General features: G+C 48.7%; 20 protein-coding genes and 1 pseudogene. 10 read left to right on the top strand and 11 right to left on the bottom strand.

Features of this window, described 5'->3' with window-relative positions; translation table 11 throughout:
• Positions 1 to 32 precede the first annotated feature (32 nt).
• The 9 genes from ACTQ33_RS01895 to ACTQ33_RS01935 form a co-directional block, all read right to left on the bottom strand.
• On the bottom strand, positions 33 to 347 hold the full coding sequence (locus ACTQ33_RS01895; protein WP_441461659.1) for a WXG100 family type VII secretion target: 315 nt from the start codon (positions 345 to 347) through the stop codon (positions 33 to 35).
• 55 nt (positions 348 to 402) lie between these two features.
• On the bottom strand, positions 403 to 705 hold the full coding sequence (locus ACTQ33_RS01900; protein WP_441461661.1) for a WXG100 family type VII secretion target: 303 nt from the start codon (positions 703 to 705) through the stop codon (positions 403 to 405).
• A gap of 98 nt (positions 706 to 803) precedes the next feature.
• Positions 804 to 1,100, bottom strand: a complete 297-nt coding sequence (locus ACTQ33_RS01905; RefSeq protein ID WP_441461663.1) for a WXG100 family type VII secretion target — start codon at positions 1,098 to 1,100, stop codon at positions 804 to 806.
• A 27-nt stretch (positions 1,101 to 1,127) separates the two neighbouring features.
• Positions 1,128 to 1,442 (bottom strand): WXG100 family type VII secretion target, encoded by a 315-nt coding sequence (locus tag ACTQ33_RS01910; protein WP_441461665.1) that lies wholly within the window; start codon positions 1,440 to 1,442, stop codon positions 1,128 to 1,130.
• Positions 1,443 to 1,456: 14 nt separating this feature from the next.
• The gene (locus tag ACTQ33_RS01915) at positions 1,457 to 1,765 is read right to left on the bottom strand and encodes a WXG100 family type VII secretion target (RefSeq protein WP_441461667.1); all 309 of its coding nucleotides are present in this window, start codon (positions 1,763 to 1,765) and stop codon (positions 1,457 to 1,459) included.
• Positions 1,766 to 1,799: 34 nt separating this feature from the next.
• Positions 1,800 to 2,078 (bottom strand): hypothetical protein, encoded by a 279-nt coding sequence (locus ACTQ33_RS01920; RefSeq protein WP_441461668.1) that lies wholly within the window; start codon positions 2,076 to 2,078, stop codon positions 1,800 to 1,802.
• Positions 2,079 to 2,125: 47 nt separating this feature from the next.
• The gene (locus ACTQ33_RS01925; protein WP_441461670.1) at positions 2,126 to 2,374 is read right to left on the bottom strand and encodes a hypothetical protein; all 249 of its coding nucleotides are present in this window, start codon (positions 2,372 to 2,374) and stop codon (positions 2,126 to 2,128) included.
• Positions 2,375 to 2,398: 24 nt separating this feature from the next.
• Entirely contained in the window at positions 2,399 to 7,342 is a 4,944-nt protein-coding gene (essC, locus tag ACTQ33_RS01930; RefSeq protein WP_441461671.1) for a type VII secretion protein EssC, read from the bottom strand.
• Between the two features lie 454 nt (positions 7,343 to 7,796).
• Entirely contained in the window at positions 7,797 to 8,159 is a 363-nt protein-coding gene (locus tag ACTQ33_RS01935; protein ID WP_441461673.1) for a hypothetical protein, read from the bottom strand.
• Between the two features lie 249 nt (positions 8,160 to 8,408).
• Between ACTQ33_RS01935 and ACTQ33_RS01940 the strand changes: the two genes are divergently transcribed.
• From ACTQ33_RS01940 to ACTQ33_RS01975, 8 genes are all read left to right on the top strand, one after another.
• The gene (locus ACTQ33_RS01940; protein ID WP_441461674.1) at positions 8,409 to 9,986 is read left to right on the top strand and encodes a VirD4-like conjugal transfer protein, CD1115 family; all 1,578 of its coding nucleotides are present in this window, start codon (positions 8,409 to 8,411) and stop codon (positions 9,984 to 9,986) included.
• Positions 9,949 to 10,296 (top strand): glutamyl-tRNA amidotransferase, encoded by a 348-nt coding sequence (locus ACTQ33_RS01945; RefSeq protein WP_441461676.1) that lies wholly within the window; start codon positions 9,949 to 9,951, stop codon positions 10,294 to 10,296. The genes ACTQ33_RS01940 and ACTQ33_RS01945 overlap by 38 nt, the downstream gene beginning before the upstream one ends.
• A 149-nt stretch (positions 10,297 to 10,445) precedes the next feature.
• On the top strand, positions 10,446 to 10,862 hold the full coding sequence (locus tag ACTQ33_RS01950) for a GIY-YIG nuclease family protein (protein WP_441461678.1): 417 nt from the start codon (positions 10,446 to 10,448) through the stop codon (positions 10,860 to 10,862).
• A gap of 133 nt (positions 10,863 to 10,995) precedes the next feature.
• Positions 10,996 to 11,835, top strand: a complete 840-nt coding sequence (locus ACTQ33_RS01955; RefSeq protein ID WP_441461680.1) for a hypothetical protein — start codon at positions 10,996 to 10,998, stop codon at positions 11,833 to 11,835.
• A 4-nt stretch (positions 11,836 to 11,839) separates the two neighbouring features.
• Positions 11,840 to 12,187 (top strand): PrgI family protein, encoded by a 348-nt coding sequence (locus ACTQ33_RS01960; RefSeq protein WP_441461682.1) that lies wholly within the window; start codon positions 11,840 to 11,842, stop codon positions 12,185 to 12,187.
• Positions 12,184 to 14,544 (top strand): VirB4-like conjugal transfer ATPase, CD1110 family, encoded by a 2,361-nt coding sequence (locus tag ACTQ33_RS01965; protein ID WP_441461684.1) that lies wholly within the window; start codon positions 12,184 to 12,186, stop codon positions 14,542 to 14,544. Before ACTQ33_RS01960 ends, ACTQ33_RS01965 begins: the two co-directional genes overlap by 4 nt.
• A gap of 1,092 nt (positions 14,545 to 15,636) precedes the next feature.
• Positions 15,637 to 16,743 (top strand): C40 family peptidase, encoded by a 1,107-nt coding sequence (locus ACTQ33_RS01970; protein ID WP_441461686.1) that lies wholly within the window; start codon positions 15,637 to 15,639, stop codon positions 16,741 to 16,743.
• Positions 16,743 to 16,952, top strand: a complete 210-nt coding sequence (locus tag ACTQ33_RS01975) for a hypothetical protein (RefSeq protein WP_441461688.1) — start codon at positions 16,743 to 16,745, stop codon at positions 16,950 to 16,952. Before ACTQ33_RS01970 ends, ACTQ33_RS01975 begins: the two co-directional genes overlap by 1 nt.
• Positions 16,953 to 17,128: 176 nt before the next feature.
• On the opposite strand, the gene ACTQ33_RS01980 is transcribed toward ACTQ33_RS01975, so the two are convergent.
• A complete protein-coding gene (locus tag ACTQ33_RS01980; RefSeq protein WP_441461690.1) occupies positions 17,129 to 18,385 on the bottom strand; it encodes a S8 family serine peptidase in 1,257 nt (418 codons plus the stop codon).
• A 371-nt stretch (positions 18,386 to 18,756) separates the two neighbouring features.
• Here ACTQ33_RS01980 and ACTQ33_RS01985 point away from each other — a divergent pair, with 371 nt between their 5' ends.
• Both ACTQ33_RS01985 and ACTQ33_RS01990 read left to right on the top strand, forming a co-directional pair.
• Entirely contained in the window at positions 18,757 to 19,074 is a 318-nt protein-coding gene (locus tag ACTQ33_RS01985) for a hypothetical protein (RefSeq protein WP_441461692.1), read from the top strand.
• A 484-nt stretch (positions 19,075 to 19,558) separates the two neighbouring features.
• On the top strand, positions 19,559 to 20,026 hold the full coding sequence (locus ACTQ33_RS01990) for a hypothetical protein (protein WP_441461694.1): 468 nt from the start codon (positions 19,559 to 19,561) through the stop codon (positions 20,024 to 20,026).
• A 186-nt stretch (positions 20,027 to 20,212) separates the two neighbouring features.
• On the opposite strand, the pseudogene ACTQ33_RS01995 reads toward ACTQ33_RS01990, so the two are convergent.
• Positions 20,213 to 20,328 (bottom strand): annotated as a pseudogene (locus ACTQ33_RS01995) (DUF6017 domain-containing protein); the annotation flags it as partial.
• Positions 20,329 to 20,499: the final 171 nt, after the last annotated feature.

The following is a 20,499-nucleotide window of genomic DNA, read 5'->3' on the forward strand; positions in this document are numbered from 1 at the left end:
CTACGTCTCCCGGTCTCTGGAAACCCTTACTATTAGACGATAATATTTGTCTGCAATGTGTTGGCGGCCTCTTGAGCACTCTGCTCGGCAGCCTGATAGTTCTGAGCCATAGACTGCAAATCAGTTGCGTGCTCATTGATCATACGCACCATACGGTTAATGCTGTCCTGTAACTGCTGAGCGCGGTTGTAGTAAGCAGTGGCAGCCTCACCAGCCCAGGTGCTGTTGAGGGCTTGAACGGTGCTGAGCATATTATTTGTTAAATTCTGCACCTTTCCCGCTGTATCATTGAAGCTCTGTGCTGTGGCAATTAATTTTTCTGGGGTAACTCTCAGTGTTCCAGTCATAATTTCTCAGTCTCCTTTTATTGTCTGATGTTAGGTGCTCTGAATCAGCACTATTTTATTTGTAGGATCTGGTGCTGGCCGTAGAAAGGTTCTTTTGCTCTGCATTCTCATACTGAGCAGCATTCTGCTCCAATGTAATACAAAACTTCTCAATGGCCTGGTAGAAAGCATCCATCTGCGTAACATCACTGTTGTAGGCGTTATGGAATGCCTCTTTCGATGCGCCATCCCACATTCCCATCAGTTGCTGCTCCGTGGCGGTCATGGATTCCACTGCGCTTTTAAACTGGGAATTGAGCTGCCGCAGCTCAGTGGCTTTGTTTTTCAACTCCGCCGAGGTGACTTTGATTTCTGCCATGATAATACTCCTCCTAAAATTTAAAATCTGCTAGGGTCGCCATGTGGTAATATGGTATGTCTTCCATCCTGCGGGAGGAAAACGTGCCAGCATCAATTTTAATAGGTCCGGTTTTCTGCCAAATCCTGAGACCGTTCCTCTGCCTGTCTCATAGCCTCTGCTGTCGAAGCCATCAGTTCTGCCACCTTTTGCAGTTGGCCAGCCAATTCCGCTATCTCTCCCTGTACCTGCATCAGTTTGGCACAATACGCTGGAGAAGTATCACTTTGCCATGCTTTACGCAAGGTCGCCAACGTATTTTCCATACTATTCTGCGAAAGGGAGCGAATATCGGAAGCAATTTGTTTCAATCGTTCTGCACTCTGAATGGCCCTGACATATTCAATATAAATCATTCTGTTAACCGCTCCTGTCTCTCTGATTTAAAGAATAATATCTGTTTCCAATGCCTGGTTCTGTGCCGCTGCCGCCCGTTCGTGCTCTTCATAGACACCAGCCATACTCAGCAGTTTTCCTGGGTGCTCCGAAAAACGAGCTAGGATCTCCTGAATTGCCTCCTGCTGCTCTACAAATGCTGTCCGAGCCGCTTCCCCGGCCATACCAATCCAATAACCATTGGTTCTTGCTACCGTATCCTGTAAAATTTGAAATGCCTGCTCCAGGTTCTGCACCTCATCTTCTACTTCTGCTGCCTTAGTGCGCAGCGCCTCCGGTGTCACACGCAAACGGATGTTCACGGTCACTCAACTCCTTAAATCTGAATAGACTGCACCAGTTCTGTTATCTCCGCTTCACAAAGCTCATACTGTTCGCGGGCTACTGTAAGTTCTTCGATCAGGATATCAAGAACGTGGGTAATCTCCTGCAACGCATTGTAGTCCGTTTCAAACTGTGCTGTAAAAGCATCCTTTGCCGGTCCTTCCCACATATTGCTTAGAGCCCGTATCTCTGCCATCATGGCATCACCACTGTTGCGGACAGCTTGTATCTGCCGCTCTAATGTTTCAATATCCCTGGCCAAACGGTGGGTTTCAATTTCCAGCCTCGTAAAGTCTCCCAAGAATATCCTCCCTCTTTCCACAGTGATTTCCGACTCAGCGGCCCAACCGCTGAATCAAGTAATATTCCGTTCTCTCATATTTTCTGCAAATAGTCATCAATGTTTGTGTCAACATATTGAGCTGACACTGCTGTTCTATCAACCGCCGTTGCCATCTGTGAAGCAGTTGCAGCGACTCTGTCAAGGCTGTCTGATGCTGCAATTCTGTCATAACACATTCCGTTTCCTCCAGCATCTGCCACAGGCGGCGTGTCATTTGCTCCAGATTCTGTTCCGCAAACTGTAACTGTGGCGGTTCAACCTGTATTTCCATGGCAACGCCTCCCCCCACTTCTGCAATTGGTGCAATATGTTTCCTGCTTACACAAGGATGAGCCGATCACCATTGTGAATCTGATATTCCCGCAGAGAACAGGTCGGCAAGAAGTTTATGCACTGGTCGATAGAACCCATCACAAACCGTTTCTGCTCCCCCTCCAAGGTCGAGTGTTCTTTTTTACAAATCAGATCGGATATTTCATCAATAATCACTTGTATGTTGGAGTCCTCATCGAGATTAAAATTGTACACCCGATCCATGGATGGTACATAGACGTCTACCAGAATCATTTTTCTCCTCCTGTTTTACCCAGATTAACCGCGGTAGTCCGGAACAACAATCTGCTCGACTCTAACCATCTCCTCTTCGCTGGAAGCTGTACCAATACCCGCGCGGGATACCGTATTATGGTATTTATAAGGAATATTGGCGTATGGCAGATATTTTTGCGACAAATACTTGCCACCAAATCGGATACCCACTCCAGCATCACAACACTGTTTGAACCAAGGATAGCCCATCAGATCTCCTGAATCGGCATCCTGCGCTTCCACGAAGAAGTAGAAATTATAAAAATGTCCCTTGTCGCCTACCAGTGTCTCCAATACGTCCTTAGCGTAAAACGCCTGGGAACCGCGGTCGTATATCTCCTGCACAAACGACAACGCATTTGGTATGAAAATACAGAGTTTTTGGAATCTGTCCATAGCGGCAAAAAACGGCTCAGCCTCCAGGTGCTGTTCCAAGCATTTCGATTTCTCAGCAGCACGAGTGCGAACCTCTTCCAACAATACCTGTTTAGAGAATTCATAGAGACCTTCTCCGGTATTGATGTATGTTGCTCCCGTTTTTTGAGCTATTTCTGAAAACTCTGTCGTTTTCAGTTCCAGAATAAACACCTTGCATCCTTTGTCTATGCTGGCCTGAATCAGTGTTTTCAAATAAGTAGATTTACCGCTCTTTTTGGTTCCAGTGACTAAGTACGTCAGCAGTCTGGTCAAGTCCAGCGCGGAATACGCCGCTGTCCGGGCATTATAGCCGTTGGGAAGCAGATGACTTTGTTGCAGAATCTTGTTGTATTCCACCTCTGCACAATATTGCTCCCATCTGGGCTTTTCCGGGATCATCGGAATCTTGCGCGCCATACCTTTGCAGTAGTTGTTGCTCCCTGCAATTTGCCGCCGGATATTTTCATTGCGCTCATAACTGCTTTCGCCCTCACAGGCCAGTGCTGTCTGAAATTCCAGAATACGTTCGCCATAATAGACTAGTCCGCGGCCTTTTACATTGCTTTCTGGGTAAATTGGCGGTTTTACCACCCGCATGACGTCACCATACTGGTAAATATCCGGCATTTCCAGGCACATGGTTGTACGGAAATTATCGGCCATTTTACCGGGCATTTCCGATATTCCAAAGCCTCCTGCTGTCACCAGCAGATAGATGCCGTAATTTAGTCCTTCCTTGGCCAAGCGCTTCATCTGCTCTTCATATTGGTCCTCGGTCTTTTCTCGGAAGCCACCATAATTATCAATCACCAGAACGATGGCAGGCAACGTGCCACGGCTATGCTCCACATAATCGCGGAAGTTTGTAGAAGTAAGCAGTGCCTTTCTTTCAGCCAAAATTGCACTGAACATCGTAAATAATTTGTCGATTTTTTCTCGATCTTCTTCACTATCTGTGAGTATACCACCCACCTGCCGCGCGTCCGAAAACACGCTCAGCAGTTTCGAGCTGAAATCCAAAAGGTAAAGTTGGACTTCCTCCTCAGTATACTTTTGCAGTAAAGCAAACACAGTTGTTTGCAGGAAAGTAGAGCGTCCAGTAGACACCGTACCACACAGCACATGGTGTCCATTGTTAGCGAAATCTACACAAATAGGCATTTGGCTTTGATTTTCCGGGTCATCTCCTTTGCCAATGATGACAGAAAGCTCCCATGCCGATTCGCCGGGATGGCGCCGCGCAATCTCCATGGATTCATACTCTTCTATCTCAGTCAGCAACAAATGTTCCGGCAGAGTAGGCATCCATAGTTGCAGAACGCGATTATATCCGTTGCTTTGCGCCACCTGAGCCAAGTATTCTGTCACCGCTTCCAGTTGGCTTCTGGTTTTTTGCTCAGGCAGACGGACGCCTGTTGCAATGGCTTCCTCTAAGATAGCTGCAACAAGGCATTGTTCCTCACAGTTTACCGTATCATACAGCCGCACAAAGTCTCGCAATCGGCTGTCGTTATACTGGCTGCGGCGAAAGTCCAAGCCCTGTTGCTGCAAATAATCATAGATCGGCTCGAGCAAATCTGCCATTTTTCTTGTTTTGGCAGCCTTTACGGCATTGCACAGCGCCTGTAGCCACCGCTGTCTGGTCTGTTCCTGGTATTGGATTTTAGCATGGTTGCCCACTAAATCTACCTTACCAGTAGAATCCAGCATCTGTGCTACCACCAATTTCTGGTCGCCAAGCACCTCATCGTACACAGCGCCGGAATATCCGGATTGGAACAGTTCAAACAGTTCATCGTTGCCCACCTGCAAATAGCCGCGTCCAGCCTGCGTCAAATATGCCGCCTCAGGACGGTGCAGCATATCCATAGAGTCTTGGCGATCCTGAACCCGAAGGCAGAGACGGAACTTGGAGTTGGACCAAATATTTTCATCCACTGTACCAGCTGGTTTCTGTGTCGCCAAAATGAGATGTACGCCCAAACTGCGCCCCACTTGTGCCACTGAGACCAGCTCTTTCATAAATTCGCTTTCCTCCCGCTTGAGTTCCGCAAATTCATCAATGATAATCAGCATATGCGGGATTGGCTCTTTTGCATCGCCGTTCTTATACAGGGATGTATAGGCATTGATATTATTGACGCCATATTGTGAAAACACTCTCTGCCTGCGTTTGTTTTCCGCCTTAATGGATACCATAGCCCGCTTGACCTGATTTCCAGACAGATTTGAAATCGCACCAATGATATGTGGCAGGCCATGAAACAAGTTTGCCATTCCACCGCCTTTATAGTCGATGATAAAAAAACCGATGTCGTCGGGGCTGTAATCAATTGCAAGCGATAAAATATACGTTTGCAGAGTTTCGGATTTTCCAGATCCCGTAGTACCCGCTACAAGGCCATGGGGACCGTGATATCGTTCATGGAGATCCAGATAGCAGGAACTTCCACCGCTTTTTATGCCAATGAGCGCTTTCATGGATTCTGAAGTTCTGGCTCTGCGCCAGCGGTCTTCTGCATGGAGGTCCTGCGGGTGTGTAATGCCGTACATATCAAAAAAGGTGACCGATGACGGCAGTTCTCCTCCCTGCTCAGTCTCATGGATTTCAATGTTTGCCAAGCGCTTGGCAAACGCCAATAGCTTATCCGGTGCAACACGGTCAAACACAATAGCAGTACGATCATCCTGCTCTCCAGTAGTGCTGTATACGCCAGAAAAAGAGCTGTTGTTCTCCATAATAAATTCGCAATGATTGGGCAATTCCTCATAATGCTCTGCTGCAATAACCGTAGCCAAACCGATTTGGCTGCTGGATTGTCCAATGTACTTATTGATTAGTTCTCCTTCCAGCAGTTCTTTATTCAAGACAAACAGCACATAGTAAGGCCGTGGTGTCTGTGACTCTTCCATTCGACTACGAAATACCTGAGAAAGTGAATAAAACACTTCTGCGGCCTCATTTTTGTTTGTAGCTAAGAATCGTGTTTTTTTATCCACTGACCAAAGATGTGGCAGCCATTTAGCAAATTCCCAGCGTTGTGGATTAGGAATTTTTTGGTCATCGTATACCAATGCCATTTTAACATCTGTATAGCTGTTGTTGCCAGCAATCTGCACCATAAGATTTTGTAGGATAATCTCCCAGGAATTCACATCACCTATGACGCCAATCAGTGATTTCTCCAATAAGTCCACACACACCGGTACCTGGTGCAACACGCTGTACTGTTCTTTAATTTGATGTGGCCGCTGTTCCAGCTCATCATTGACCAGTGTAAAACGTTGGCGCTGCACCTCAATTTCCACTGGAAATGGAACATCGCCTAATCCCAGTCGATATGTCAGCAAATCAGCATGGTTCACATTGCGATTCCATAGTGCTTCATGCTGATGGTGATAACTAGCTATCTGCTCTGCTGACGCATATTTTTCCAGCATTGCTGTCGTATTTGCGGCATACAGCGCATCAATTTCCTGTTCTTTTTGCTGCAAATAAGCAATGTACTTCTCTTTGCGGTAATTCTCTTCAGACAGAATCCGTTTTTTATTGTACTTCAGGTTCATAACGGCCCAAAAAGTTCCCAAAAAGGCCGACATCACCGCAGTAATAATACCTGTATACAGAAAAGCGTTTCCTGCCATACCACTCATGCGGGACGAAACAATTGTCATTCCAGTGCCCACCATCATGGGTAAAGCCATGGTTAACGAGGGGCCAATTTGCATGAGCAAAGGTACATGGGGAACATCTTTGGGATTAGGCGGCGGGTCAATGGTTACAGATTCTGTAATAATTTGAGGAATTGTGCGAGGGGCCCGATGTAGCAGATGCTTGCAGCTGTTTCCGCTTTTGTCCCCCGGCTGAGCCAGCTGATATAACCGTTCATCAGAGATTTCAGTTAAATCTGTATTGCTGCCTACAGCATAGTTGACAGCCAGCACTGAGCCGAGGTACACCATACTCAATCCAAATACTCGAATGTGATCGCCATAGTGTAGTATCGTACGCTCTTTTGCACGAACATGATTGATATATGTACCATTGGATGACAAATCCTCCAGAATTGCAGTGTTTCCATCCAAAACAATTCTGCAATGATGGTGTGAAACAAAACTTTTTGTATTTGTTTCTAACGGATACCGATATTGGATGTCATTATCTGCGCTTAAACCAACGGAAATCATTTTGCCAGGCTGCAAGCAATACTTGCGATATACCTGTACAGGATGATCGCATTTTTCTACCAGTATAGACAGTTGTTCCATGGACGCAGTAATTAAACGGTATCTTCCATGTACAGGTAATTCTCCCTGCTTTGATTGGCCGGAAATCAGTTCAATTGTGCGCTGAATATCTTTCTGCACAAAATACCACTGTCCCTGGATACGCTCCAACGAAATCAACTCATTTTGTGCCAGCTGGAACTGATCTGCATCCAGCAAAAAAGAACACTGGGAATTTGATGAAGTCGGAAGTACCATTTCAAAAAACGCCCAGTTGTTATAAACAGACAGTATTTTACTCATGCTGCGCTCTCTTTCCTTTCTATAAAGTACCACTATCAGTTTTTCCCCCTTAACCATTGATAGCAGTAAAATATTATAACATGAGATTTTTTTTAGTATATCATATAGTCTCTTCAACATCAACAAAAACAGGAAAATTTAACAGAAATCAACAATGATAACATAAAAAATTACTACTTTCACCAACTGAATTTATTGTCTCTATTCAAAAAGCAAAAATATTTGCGGTTGACCCATCTGGAAATGGCCGGATACCCTTTCTCCCGGAGTTCCGCATTAGTCTTGTAGATGGCCTTGTAGGCGTGGGACTTGGGGAGCCCCAGCTTCTAATGCCACGTTCTTCATGTGTATTAAAGTTTTTTGCTTGCATTAAAAATACCTTTTTCTTTTTTAGCGAATCCAGCTTGTCAGCCAGTAGTAAGAGGGCAGCCCCGTGGGACTGCCCTCCTTTGCATTATCGCTGTATTTGTCGTCGTTTTGTCTTTTCCATTGGTTCAAATCCCTGCCGCAACGCCAGCTCGCAATCTATATACTGAACGCGTTCCGGGGTTTGATCCAGGATAATCTGTGCGTTCTTCCTGTCCTTTCTGAGCTGAGAAAGCTGTTGGGTACAGCCATCCCGCCGAGCCTTTAGGGCCTTCTGTTCCTCCGGGTCACTACACCGCCGGAGTTTATTATAGATGCTGCTGCGCTGCTGCTCCACGGCCTCAATCTGCCCCTGGGTTCTGGCAAGGAACTGTGCCACCTGTTCCGCCGTATCCAGCCCCTCACGGCCCAGCAGACGGGTCTGGGCGGTGATTGCGTCCAGCCGCTGCAACTCCCAGCCGTAGCGCCGGAGAGAACGGTTTGCGTGGCGTCCGGCGCTTGGGGATAGCCCCCAGCAGATAACAGTAGTGGAGATATAGCCGGTAGAGATTACTCTGGGTCAAAATCAGTTGCATGATACTCTGGTATTGGCGCGGCACCGGGTATTTGGCCCGCCATTTCTGTCGATCTTCTTTATACCAGAACTGGCTCTGATATTTTACTCCAAGCGGACGTTCGTGAATCCGCTGCCGGATATGGCATGGCCATTTCCATGTACTACAGCACCCGTCAGAACCGCAGGCCCGGCGAGGAATATGGTTCGGCCAAGTGGGGCGATCCACAGGCCCTCTGCCGCAAGTATGCCGACCTGCAGACGTTTGAAAACAATATCATTCTGACGGCCCATGTCCGCATCAGCTTCGACTGCTACAAACACCGACGAAATCTCAACATTTTGATCGTCGGCGGCTCCGGTTCCGGCAAAACTCGGTTCTTTTGTAAACCGGGATTACTCAGTCTGAATTGCTCCTACATCATCAGCGATCCCAAGGGAGAGCTGCTGCGTTCCGTGGGCCAGCTGCTGAAAGACAGTGGCTATGACATTGTGGTATTCAATTTGAATGTCCCCAGCCAATCGGACGGATACAACCCCTTCGTCTATATACGCAATGAAGCCGATGTGCTGAAACTCATGGACAACCTCATCCGCAACACCACACCCAAGAACGCCAATAACTCTGACCCATTCTGGGAAAAAGCGGAAATTGCATTGGATTCTGCGCTGATGCTGTACCTGCTCTATGAGGCCCCGCCCCATGAGCAGACGTTGGAAATGCTGACCTTTCTGATTGAGTGCGCTCAGGTGAAAGAGGAGGATGAGGACTATGCCAGCCCTGTCGATCTGCTGTTTGCAGAGCTGGAAATGGAGAAGCCCAACCATCCGGCGGTGCGTCAATATCGCATTTTCAAACAGGCCGCCGGTAAGACTGCCAAAAGCATTCTGGTATCTGCCGCCGTCCGTCTGGCCGCTCTGGCCATGCCGCAGTTTGCAGCCATGACCGCCCGGGATGACATGGACTTCGGCTCTCTGGGCGAACGCAGGCGTGCCATCTTCTGCGTCACTCCCGTGGCCGACGGCAGCATGAACTATCTGGTGGGTATGCTTTACACCCAATGTTTTCAGGAGCTGTACCGGGTGGCCGATGAAAAGTACAACGGCAAACTCCCTGTGCCGGTTCGGGTCATTCAGGACGAATGGGCCAATGTGCCCCTGCCCGACAGCTACCCCAAGATTCTGGCCACCTGCCGCAGCTATAACATTGGTCTCAACATCATTGTCCAGAACATTGGACAGATCAAAAGCCTGTACGAAAAGGAATGGGAAACCATCATCGGCAACTGTGACACCCTTTTGTTTCTCGGTGCAGGCAATGAAACGTCCTCTCTGGAATTTATGAGCAAGCTGCTGGGCAAGGAAACGCTGGATATCCGCACCACCAGCCGCAGCCGTGGCCACAACGGTTCCAGCTCCACCAATTTCCAACAGGTGGGCCGCGAACTGATGACACAGGAGGAGATCCGGTTGCTGGATACCAACGACTGTATTCTGCTCATTCGCGGCGAAAAGCCCATTCTCGACAAAAAGTATGACCTGCTTCAGCACCCCAATGTGCAGTACACCGCTGACGGCGGTGCCAAACCCTACATCCACAAGCGGGCACGGGAACCGTATGAGCTGGGCGACCTGCCCTTCGAGTTCCAGTCCCTGCGTACCATTGAATTTATGGAGGATAACGACTATGAAGAAGATTCTGAACATCCCGAACAAGACCCGTAAACCCCTCGCCACCGGCACGTTGCGCCGCCGCTATTTCTCTGCGGCTCTGTGTGCATGGACGGTGCTGCTCTGCACAATCCCGGCCATGGCCGCCGATGATCCGCTGGCCATCATCACCAATCTGTCCGACTTTGTCTTTTCCATCATCAAGGCCGTGGGCGTTATCATCCTCGGCTGGGGCATCGTACAGGTGGGCATGAGCATCCAGTCCCACGACGCCAGCCAGCGCACCCAGGGTTTCCTGTGCCTGTTCGGTGGGTTGATGATTGCTTTTGCCAAGGAGATTCTCACCACCATCGGAGCCATCTGACAGTTACCGGCAGTTGGATTGTTGGCAGACAATCCAGCTGCCGGTCAGAGCAGTCCAGCTTTTTGCAGCGTGTTTACTGCTGCATTGCTTTATGGTAAGATATGTCATGCAAATCCCTGTTTGCAGGTTGAATATAAGGAGTTTGTCCAATGAATACATTCCAGGAAAAGTGCAATGCAGCAGTCAGCATTTGCAAGCAATTGTTAAGCACACCAAAGGTGCTCTTTCGTGAGATGAAACCATCCTCCATCCCGGAGGTTCCGGGTGTCTACGCCATTTTTAACCAAAACACAGGCGTATGCCTGTATGTCGGCAGGACAAAGAATTTACGGCAACGATTATACAACAACCATCTTATGGGGCCTACATCCAATGCCAGATTAAAAAAATATCTTATTGATGACCCTGGCGAAGAAAAAATTGTAGATTTGCCATCCGCAAAACAGTATTTAAGAGAAGAATGTTATGTGCAATATCTTCCGGTAGAAGATATGCTCACGCGCGGGCAAATTGAAGGGATGCTTGGCTTCTTCCTGGATGTTCACTATCTATACGAAGAACACTGACGCAAAACACCAGTAGAAATCATAACCGGAATACCAACCGAAAAGGACAAAATATTTCATCCAAATCTGGAAACCGCTTTCTGGTTTCCAGATTTTTTTATGTAAAAACACAACGAAATCGAGGTGATTTCACTTGGACAACAACTGGATTGTAGAAAATCTGCAAAACGCCTTTACCACCTGGAATGACCGGCTGGAAGAGCTCTGGGGGCTGGTGACCCAGTCGCCCCAGACGTTCAAGGGCGGCGCTGTCTGGGACACCATTGTGGCCATCAACGGCGGGATGCAGGCCGTGGGTTATGGCCTGCTGGTACTGTTCTTTGCCATTGCCATTTTCAGAAGCGCCTCCAGCTTCCGGGATTTCCAACGGCCCGAGTATATGCTCCGCCACCTCATTCATTTTGTCATGGCCAAGCTGTGCATTTCCTATGGTCTGGACTGGATGATGCAGATTTTTGCCGTCTGCAACGGCATTGTAGCCACCGCCGCAGGCAGTATCGGCGGCATAGATGGGGCCAGCGTGGCCATGCCTGCGGAGATCATCGATGCCATCGAAAGTCTCGGTTTTCTGGAGAGCATCCCATTGTGGCTGATTACCCTGCTGGGCAGTCTCTTTATCACCGTACTGGCCTTTATCATGATTCTCACGGTCTATGGCCGGTTTTTCAAACTCTATATGTACGCCGCCCTCTCCCCCATCGCTCTGGCCTCCTTTGCCGGAGAAGCCACTTCCTTTATCGGCAAAGCCTTTCTCCGCAGCTTTATCGGGGTCTGCATGGAGGGGGCCGTCATCATTCTGGCCTGTATCCTCTTTTCTGCCTTTGCATCGGGGGCACCGGCCATTGTGGACGAAGAAGCGTCCGTCATTACCCAGGTCTGGGCCTATCTGGCCGAGACCATTTTTAATATGCTGGTGCTGGTGGGACTGGTCAAAGCGTCCGACCGCATCGCCAAAGAAATGTTTGGAGTGTGATTCCATGGCCATCCAAGTCAAAATCAACAAGGAAATCCTGAATTATCAGGAAACTATCTTTTTCGGACTGACCATGCGGCAGTTTGTCTGTGCGGTGTTGGCTGTCGGCGCTGCCGTGGGTCTGTATATGCTGCTCAGTCCCTTTGCCGGGCGGGAGACCGTCAGCTGGGTCTGCATCCTCGGCGCATCCCCCTTTGCCATCGCCGGATTTTTTCAGTACAACGGCATGAAGTTGGAAAAGTTTCTCTGGGCGTGGTTCAAATTCAGCTTTCTCCTCTGCAACCACCGGGTCTGGAAGTCAGAAAACCGCTATCTCGCCCAGCTACCACAAAAGGAGGGCCGAAAGAAATGATCAAACCGTTCAAGGGCAAGAACCCCAACCGTGAAAAATTCTTTATTCCCCGCAGCGTTCAGCAGTCCATTCCCATTAAAAATGTGTATGGGGACGGTACTTTTGCTGTGGCCGGTCTCTATTCTAAAAGCTGGCGCTTCCGGGACATCAATTATGCCGTAGCCAGCCAGGAACAGCAGAAAAGTATCGTAGAGCAGTACGGCATTTTTCTCAATGCCCTGCCCGCCCGGGCCCAGGCCACCATCACGCTGGTCAATCGCGCCCTGGACTATCGGGCATTTGAGCGGAAAAATCTGCTGCGTCTCACCGGCGGCAGCCAGGATATTTACTGCCGTGAATACAACCGCATCGTCATGGACGCCGCCGCATCCAGCCACAATATTGTGCAGGAGAAATACGTCACCATCTCTCTGGAGCGAAAAACTATCGAAGAAGCCCAGTCCTTTTTCAGCCGCATTGGGCTGGAATTGAATAAAAACCTGTGCCGTCTGGGTTCCTCTATCCAGGATATCAGTCTGGCCGACCGAATGCGGCTGCTCCATGACTTCTTCCGACCGGAGGATACCGGCTGCTTTTCCTTTGACCTGGAGCAGATCCGGCGCAGCGGCCACGACTTCCGGGACGAGATCGCCCCGGACTGCATGACCTTCTATAAAGACCACTATGAACTAGGAGACTGGGTTGGCCGCGTCCTGTTTCTCAAACAGTTTGCCAGTTATATCGACGATGAAATGCTGATGCAGCTGTGTGATCTGCCCTGCAATATGATGATTTCCATTCAGATTCTGCCCATCCCCACGGACGAAGCCGCCAAAGCGATTCAGCATTGCATTATGGCCATTGAATCGGACATCAACCGCGTCGATATGCGCCACAGCGCCCAGGGCAGTCTGAACACCAGTATCCCCTACCAGCTGCGGATGGCCCGGGACGATTCTGCGGAAATGTTTGACGACCTGCACAATCGAAATCAGGAATTGATGCTGGCCCAGGTAATCATCACCCATATGGCCGACACCATGGAACAGCTGAATCAGGACACGGCCTCGATGATGTCCATTGTGCAGGGATTGGGATGTAAACTCTCCATCCTGAAATATCAGCAGGAGGACGGACTGAATACGGCGCTGCCCTACGGCCTGCAGCGCATTTATAATCTGCGCAGTCTCACCACGGAAAGCGCCGCCATTTTCGTGCCGTTCCGTGCCCAGGAGCTGCAGGAGGACGGCGGCATCTACTACGGACGCAACGCCGTATCCAACAACATCATCCTCTGCAACCGGGCAAAGCTGCAAAACAGCAACGGCTTTATCTTTGGTGTTTCCGGCTCCGGCAAATCCATGGCAGCCAAGTGGGAACAGGCCGCCGTGGCCCTCACTACAAATCATGATATTATTGTGGTAGACCCGGAACGGGAATATGGCCCCCTCATCCGTGCGCTGGGCGGCGAGGTGGTCACTATTTCTGCTTCCGGCAGCGAGGGCGGCCACATCAACGCCATGGATTTGACTGAAGGCTATAGCGAGGGTGCAAAGCCGCTGGTATTGAAATGCGATTTTGTCATGTCTCTGTTTGAGCAGCTGATGGGGCCGGGCAAGGTGGACGCCGGTGCAAAATCCATTATTGACCGCTGCATGTCCAATATCTATCGGGAATACATCAAGAGCGGCTATCGCACCCAGCCGCCGACGCTGAAAGAACTCCACGACGATCTCATGCGGCAGACGCTGCCTGCGGCCCATGAGCTGGCATTGGTGCTGGAGATGTATTCCCACGGCAATCTGGATGTATTCGCCCATCAGACCACCATCAATACCAACAGCCGCATCCTCTGTTTTGACATTCACGATCTGGGTGAAAGCCTCAAGCCGGTGGGCCTGCTGATTATGCTGGACGCCATTTTCAACCGCGTTATTCGGAATCGCGCCCGTGGACGGTTCACCCATATCTACATTGATGAAATCTATCTGTTCTTTGCCAGCGGCTCCGGCAGCGGCCAGAGCAGCGTCAACCAGTTCAGCGGCGATTTTCTGCATAAGTGCTGGAAGCGGTTCCGCAAATACGGCGCTATGATGACCGGCATCACCCAGAATGTGACGGAGTGTCTCCAATCGGATGTGGCCAAGTCCATGCTGTCAAACTCGGAATTTCTGCTGCTGTTCAACCAGGCCCCGCCGGACCGGGAGGAACTGGCCAAACTGCTCCGGGCTTCCGACGTACAGATGAGCTATGTGGAAAACGCCGCAGTCGGCCACGGCCTGATGCGGGTGGGTGGTACGCTGGTGCCTTTTGTCAATGAGATTCCGCAAAATACGGAACTGTACCGGCTCCTTACCACCAAACCGGGCGAGGGATAAGCCATGGCCAATCTGAAAGAACGGCCTGCCATGGACAAGCTCAAAGTCCGCACCGAGGGCTTCGTACCACGGCAGGCGGCAGATGTACCACGCAGAAAGCCGCAGCAGGAAGAACGCAGCGCACCGGACCAAAAAGGTCCGGTGCGCTATGCCACCGACAAAGTAGAGGATGCAGAAAAACGTGCAGCGGAAGCAGCAGGCAGCCTTGCCATCCGAAAAGCGAAAGCCCGGTTTTTCAAGCAACGCCGACAAAACACTCCCAGTAGCTACGACACAGCACCGCCGCCTACTGTGGAATCGCCCATCCCGGCACACGGAGAGGCACCTGTTTGGGAGCTTGTTTCCGATTCGCGCAGTACGCCGCCTGATACAAGTTATGAACACGCACTGTCTGTGTCGAATATCACTCAGAATACACAGCGCTTTTCCACACGCTCCACCGATTTATCCACAACATATAGTGTCGAAAAATCCAAAATAACACAATATACAGAGAATCCAGTCGCAGAGCGGCGCAGACAAGCAGCCATTCAAAACACCAGGCAGGCCAGCGCTCAAAACGCTGAACAGCAAACATTTGAGACGTGGGAGCAATCTTACCGGTTGGAAGCCAGGCAGCAGAATTTCCCCACTGAAGTCAACCGGCCCACACCACCAGCAGGTCATGATCATGCCCCGTCTGTGGCCCGGCCAGCGCAGAGCAGTCCTCCACCCTTTCAGAGCCAGAGCAGAGAGAGTCCCCTCCATTCCCCCACCGCAGACAACCGCGGCGCTCCGTACCGAATGACCACGGGTCAGACTGTTCGGACGCCGCAGCAAACAAGCAGGTTCAGGTTGGTACAGCGGCAGTCCGGCCCAAGTACCCCCCAATTTCGGCAGACGGCGGGCAGTAACTTCCGATATAAGACTGTCGCGCCAAAATTGGCCCCGTCTGCCAAAATTGGCGGCAGAGCGCCTGCAAAAAAGCTTTCCCCGGCACAGCGGGCCAAAGCCGCTGCGCGGCGGAAAGCACAAAAGGAACTGGCAAGACGGACTGCAAAACGAACCGCCCTGGCTTCAAAAAAAGTCGGACGGATTGCTGTACGGTTGACTATGGCGGTGGGCCGAACTGTTGTAGCTGCTGTGCAGGCCCTTCTTGCTGCCAGCAGCAGTACGGTGCTGCTGATCGTGCTGCTGTGTCTCCTGGTGGTGGCCGCCATTGCCGCCTCCCCTTTTGGCATTGTTTTCTCCGGCGAGGGCTCCGCAGCAGGCGGCGTTCCGCTGTCTGTGGCCGTGGGGCAAATCAGCTTTTCTTTCAATCAGACTTTGGCTGACCTGCAAAGCGACGAGCGCTATGATGATGTGACCGTCAGCGGCAGCGCCGCCGACTGGGTGGAAGTCGTGGCCGTCTTTGCAGTCAAAGTGACCGGCAGCAGTGAAACCAACGCCACCGATGTGGTCACATTGGACGCCAACCGTATCGACCGGCTGAAAGCGGTGTTCTGGGATATGACCACCATTTCCCAGGAAGTGCGGGAGGTGGAGGACGACAGCGGCGAAACCAGGTATGTGTTGGATATCACCATCACAGCCAAAAGCGCCGAGGATATGGCGGCAGAATACAGCTTTACAGAACAGCAACAGCAGATGCTCCAGGAGCTGCTGGCCAACCGGGCCATGCTCCAGGAACTCATTGGCAGTCTGGGACAAATCACCGCAGATGCCGAAGCTGTACTGGGCAGTCTGCCGGAGGATTTAACGCTGGAACGGAAATCCGTTGTCCGCGCCGCCTGTTCCCTTGTCGGCAAAGTGGGATATTTCTGGGGCGGCAAATCCCAGGTCATTGGCTGGGATTCCCGCTGGGGACAGTTGATGAAAGTTACCGCCGCAGGGAGCAGCACCACCGGCACCTACCGGCCCTACGGCCTGGATTGCAGCGGCTTTGTCTCCTGGGTGTTCTACAATGCCACCAGCGGCGAGCCGGTCATGACAGGCAGTGCAGCGATGCAGCACACCTACTGTTCCCCTATCTCCTGGAGCGAGGCCCAGCCCGGCGATCTCGTCTTCTACGCCGATGACAGCCATGTGGGCATCGTGGCCGGTCATGATGATAACGGTAATGTTCTAATCGTCCACTGCACCCCCAGCGGCGGCGTGGTTATTACCGGTCAGGAATATTTTGCAGATGTCGGCAGACCGAACTTTTATGGAGGTACCTGATGGAATTGTTAGAGTTATTGGCCCGGCAGAAGCATTGCAATTATATTTCCGATCTGCGCTTCCTGCCTAAAACCAGCCTGTATTTTCCGCAGCTGCGGGATGTTGCCCTTGCCGCTTTTTCAGAGCGGGAGTGGGTGGAGGCCGCATGGTATGTACGCGGAAAGATTACACATTCTGCGGCGCAGGCCAGAGCATGTCTGATTGCCTGATAAATTAAGCTCTGCATTGGACTGACTATATACACTGCACCGGCAAGGAAACCATAAATCTGTAGTTTCCTTGCCGGCGCGTTTCTTTTGTAAATTGGAACGTTATTTTGCCAAAGCATATGTTAAATTGTCTAGAAAACCTTTTATCATACGGTATACATACAATTTTTATATACTCAGCTATTCTTTAAAAGATTAACAGTTTCAGCTGGATTTACAATAGGCCCCAGTTGGTACATACTATTATCGTGTTCAATCTCATGATACACAGCGGTAGACATGACGGCCTCCAAAAACTCATTTGGTGTCAAGTCAGACTTTACTTGACAGCACAAAGCATAAAGTCCTGCCAACCACGGAACCGCCCAGCTCAAACCGCCTTCATGAGCAATCTGATATTCTCTAGGGCCTGCGGCGTCTGCAAGTGTTCTGGAATCCATGGGGACGAAAATGGCGTTGGTAAACCGCGCTGGATTGGCAAAAAAGTTTTCCGCATACCAGTCAGATGGATAATAAGATTGAATATTGTCAGGGTCTGACCAGTAGTCTCTGCCTAAACCGCAGATATCTATATCATAAAATTCCCCAAGAGATGTAGTAATTACAAAAATATTGTCCCTGTCGGCCCGTTCAATTGCATCCATCAGCTCTTCATAACCATTGTCCTCTGGAGAATATCCCCTTGAAATCGATATGACCCGGATTTTGGAGTCACTCGGTAAATTCTTATTCAGTTCAATGATCCGCAAGATGCAGTCAGCAATAATAGATGCATCAAACTCTTCATAATTCTCTCCATAATGGCCAAACGTACTGGCAATATAGTAGAGTTTGGCATCCGGTGCTACCCCAATGTCTTTGCCAACGGCCAAACTGGCTACGGCTCCGCCATGTATTTGCGCAAAACTGTCGTGGCTATGGATTTTTTCGTATAGCATTAGATTATCTTCATACTGTTCATGCGTCAGTAATAATGCCTGATCGATAATTGCAATACCAATCCCCGCCCCGGTAATACCATCTTCATGGAGGGCACGAATCCCCAGGCCCGGATTTTTATTAAATTCAAGAATTGCATCGGGGTCAAATCCCGACGGCAATTCATCCGGCCAAATTGTTGTGTTGGTAAAAGAAATATCTTCTAAATTTGTTATGGCGCTAATATTCATATCAGATACGTCGCACCAACGCATATCATATACGGAGCTTTCTGAACTGCTTTCATTGTATTGGTTGACCAAATCTGCCGGATTCTCACGTGTTACAAAGCATGGCTGTTCTCCATTCACAGATTCCAGATCAGCAAGAAGCGTAACATAGCGGTCTTCCTCCGTGTAGGCGTGTGCGCTATAATCCGGTGGAACATACCGTTCCACTTGGCATCCTGACAACAACATTGCTAAAGCAAGTAAGAACAATACTATTTTTTTCATACAGTTCCGCCTTCTTTATATTCTAAGTATTTGGAAGAATGTATTTTTTGTTGTCACTAAGTTTATTTTATTTTTTTATACATGTCAATCTATTGATACAAAATTGATTTGCAGAATCGATATCAACCGACCTCTATCACCCACGTTAAGTCCCCTCGTTGCAAGGAAATCAGTTACTCTTATATTGGCACAACATACCCACTGTACCACCATCATCTGGAGCGAGGCCCAGGTCGTCTTTTATGCCGATTTTAAAGCTTTGTATTAAGCAGACCATAGATGCCGCACCGGAAGGGAGCACACATTGGCGCTTCCCTCCCAGTGCTTTTCTTTTTCCCTATCTTTGCGTAAGTTGAAAAAAGGCAGATACTATGGGCATGAGACGCTTCAACTATGAAAAGAAAATTTCGATCATGCTGAACGATGAATCTGTGCTAAAACTATTCGAAGATTATCTGCGTGACAATCAAGATATAGAAGTGGTGCAAACAAGCCACGAAAAATCTCTGATGCTTTGGGATAATGCTGCAAAAAATTGGTGCGAGGTAGTTTGCTGCCCCACGCCAGAGAGTTTATTTGAAAAGCTGCTGGAGTCAGCCTGCTGTTATAAGGAAGATTTTAACTCTAAAGATCAGCAGCAGATCGCACGGATACGGGTGTACCTACGTCGAAAAGAGGAATTGCTGTAACAGTTCCACACGCAGTCTTTTTCCTATCATATCCTTTGGTAATTCTCTCTCTGGGCTTGCCTGTCCAGAAATGTTTGGTATAAAATGTTAGAAAAATATATGAGACATATTTCGGGTGAGTTCCACAAATAATTACAATTTTCCATTGATGCTGCTCATAGATTGAGATATACTATGAGCAGCTGACATACTACATCGTGCTGTCTGGTGTATTTCATTATGGAATTCGCGGTTTAGCAATAATAGGAAGTTTAAGAAGGTAACAAAAATAGGAAAACATTACTCAAGAGCAAATGTATTTTGATTGAAAAATAAACCATCGTAGTATCACAGAATCTTTCCTTGATCTTGAGAGGTGTGTATGAGAAACCAGAATTCTCCTATTCAAACGTAATCAAACTATAAACCTAGAAATCTTGTCACTGTTTGGTATTTTTTTATGCCAATTTATGTTGATACTCTAACTACAGAATGGAGATTGAAAATGAGAAATATTTTTCTAAGTAGGCCGAATTGGATAGCTCCGAAATACAAGGAAGGATTAGACGATTTTATTGAGTTTTTGAGAAATCAAAATTTTACTCCCCGAACACTTGGGACTACTGATTATCCAACCAATTCGCCTTTAGATGAAGTTATTACTTTGATGAAATCATGTATTGGAACAATTATTCTGGGATATCCCCAAATCATAGTAGAGTCTGGCATCATCAAAAATGAGCCTATTCGAGGGCCAATAAGCCTTGGAACAGAATGGAACCATATAGAAACAGCATTAGCTTATAGCTTAAATATGCCCTTACTTGTCATTCATGATTCCAGTGTTTCAAGAGGAATTTTTGACCGTGGAACATTAAATTCATTTCTCTATTCTGCAGATTTTGAAAATCCATCTTGGTTTAGAGAGAAAAACATTGCAGGTGCTCTTACCGCATGGGCAAATCGACTTTAAGAAATTTTAAAAATTGACTTATCTACAGGTATTACAATTTACGGATTAGTAGGCCGTATTACTAAACAGCACATCCTAAACTTTCCGTTATGTCAAATTTAGAAATAATGGGAATCAAATATTCTATGGCTGGAACTAGCAACCATCCTAACACTAAGCGAGGATGACTTTTTCCTGCATGATGTGTCATCTCCTTTCTCCTCTGCCGTAGAGGTCGTGGCTCACCAGGGATGCAAGTAGCTGTCAATGGTGGCCGGGGCGTTATACAGGGCAGCCAGCAAATATTTCTTGATGTTGCGGACATAGTAGTGTTCTCCGGCATCCACTCCCGTCCAGTCCGTCTGGCCCCTGCGGGGGCTTGATGGGATAGATTTGATCCTTCCGTACTTGATAAATCAGTATTTTGTTCATCAGGATTTCTTTTCTCCGAAATAGAAAAATCTGATAGCGAAGCAAGGTATTTACTTAAAAAA

This window comes from Candidatus Avoscillospira sp. LCP25S3_F1 (genome assembly GCF_052117125.1).
Taxonomy (GTDB): domain Bacteria; phylum Bacillota; class Clostridia; order Oscillospirales; family Oscillospiraceae; genus Avoscillospira_A.

Bases quoted from the DNA above. Each gene is read 5' to 3' on its own strand.
- ACTQ33_RS01975 (WP_441461688.1), top strand. From the start codon at position 16,743: ATGGAATTGTTAGAGTTATTGGCCCGGCAGAAGCATTGCAATTATATT.
- ACTQ33_RS01990 (WP_441461694.1), top strand. From the start codon at position 19,559: ATGAGAAATATTTTTCTAAGTAGGCCGAATTGGATAGCTCCGAAATAC.
- ACTQ33_RS01980 (WP_441461690.1), bottom strand. From the start codon at position 18,385: ATGAAAAAAATAGTATTGTTCTTACTTGCTTTAGCAATGTTGTTGTCA.
- ACTQ33_RS01965 (WP_441461684.1), top strand. From the start codon at position 12,184: ATGATCAAACCGTTCAAGGGCAAGAACCCCAACCGTGAAAAATTCTTT.
- ACTQ33_RS01950 (WP_441461678.1), top strand. From the start codon at position 10,446: ATGAATACATTCCAGGAAAAGTGCAATGCAGCAGTCAGCATTTGCAAG.
- ACTQ33_RS01905 (WP_441461663.1), bottom strand. From the start codon at position 1,100: ATGATTTATATTGAATATGTCAGGGCCATTCAGAGTGCAGAACGATTG.
- ACTQ33_RS01900 (WP_441461661.1), bottom strand. From the start codon at position 705: ATGGCAGAAATCAAAGTCACCTCGGCGGAGTTGAAAAACAAAGCCACT.
- ACTQ33_RS01920 (WP_441461668.1), bottom strand. From the start codon at position 2,078: ATGGAAATACAGGTTGAACCGCCACAGTTACAGTTTGCGGAACAGAAT.
- ACTQ33_RS01970 (WP_441461686.1), top strand. From the start codon at position 15,637: ATGGCGGTGGGCCGAACTGTTGTAGCTGCTGTGCAGGCCCTTCTTGCT.
- ACTQ33_RS01895 (WP_441461659.1), bottom strand. From the start codon at position 347: ATGACTGGAACACTGAGAGTTACCCCAGAAAAATTAATTGCCACAGCA.
- ACTQ33_RS01945 (WP_441461676.1), top strand. From the start codon at position 9,949: ATGAAGAAGATTCTGAACATCCCGAACAAGACCCGTAAACCCCTCGCC.
- ACTQ33_RS01925 (WP_441461670.1), bottom strand. From the start codon at position 2,374: ATGATTCTGGTAGACGTCTATGTACCATCCATGGATCGGGTGTACAAT.
- essC (WP_441461671.1), bottom strand. From the start codon at position 7,342: ATGAGTAAAATACTGTCTGTTTATAACAACTGGGCGTTTTTTGAAATG.
- ACTQ33_RS01960 (WP_441461682.1), top strand. From the start codon at position 11,840: ATGGCCATCCAAGTCAAAATCAACAAGGAAATCCTGAATTATCAGGAA.
- ACTQ33_RS01985 (WP_441461692.1), top strand. From the start codon at position 18,757: ATGGGCATGAGACGCTTCAACTATGAAAAGAAAATTTCGATCATGCTG.
- ACTQ33_RS01940 (WP_441461674.1), top strand. From the start codon at position 8,409: ATGGCCATTTCCATGTACTACAGCACCCGTCAGAACCGCAGGCCCGGC.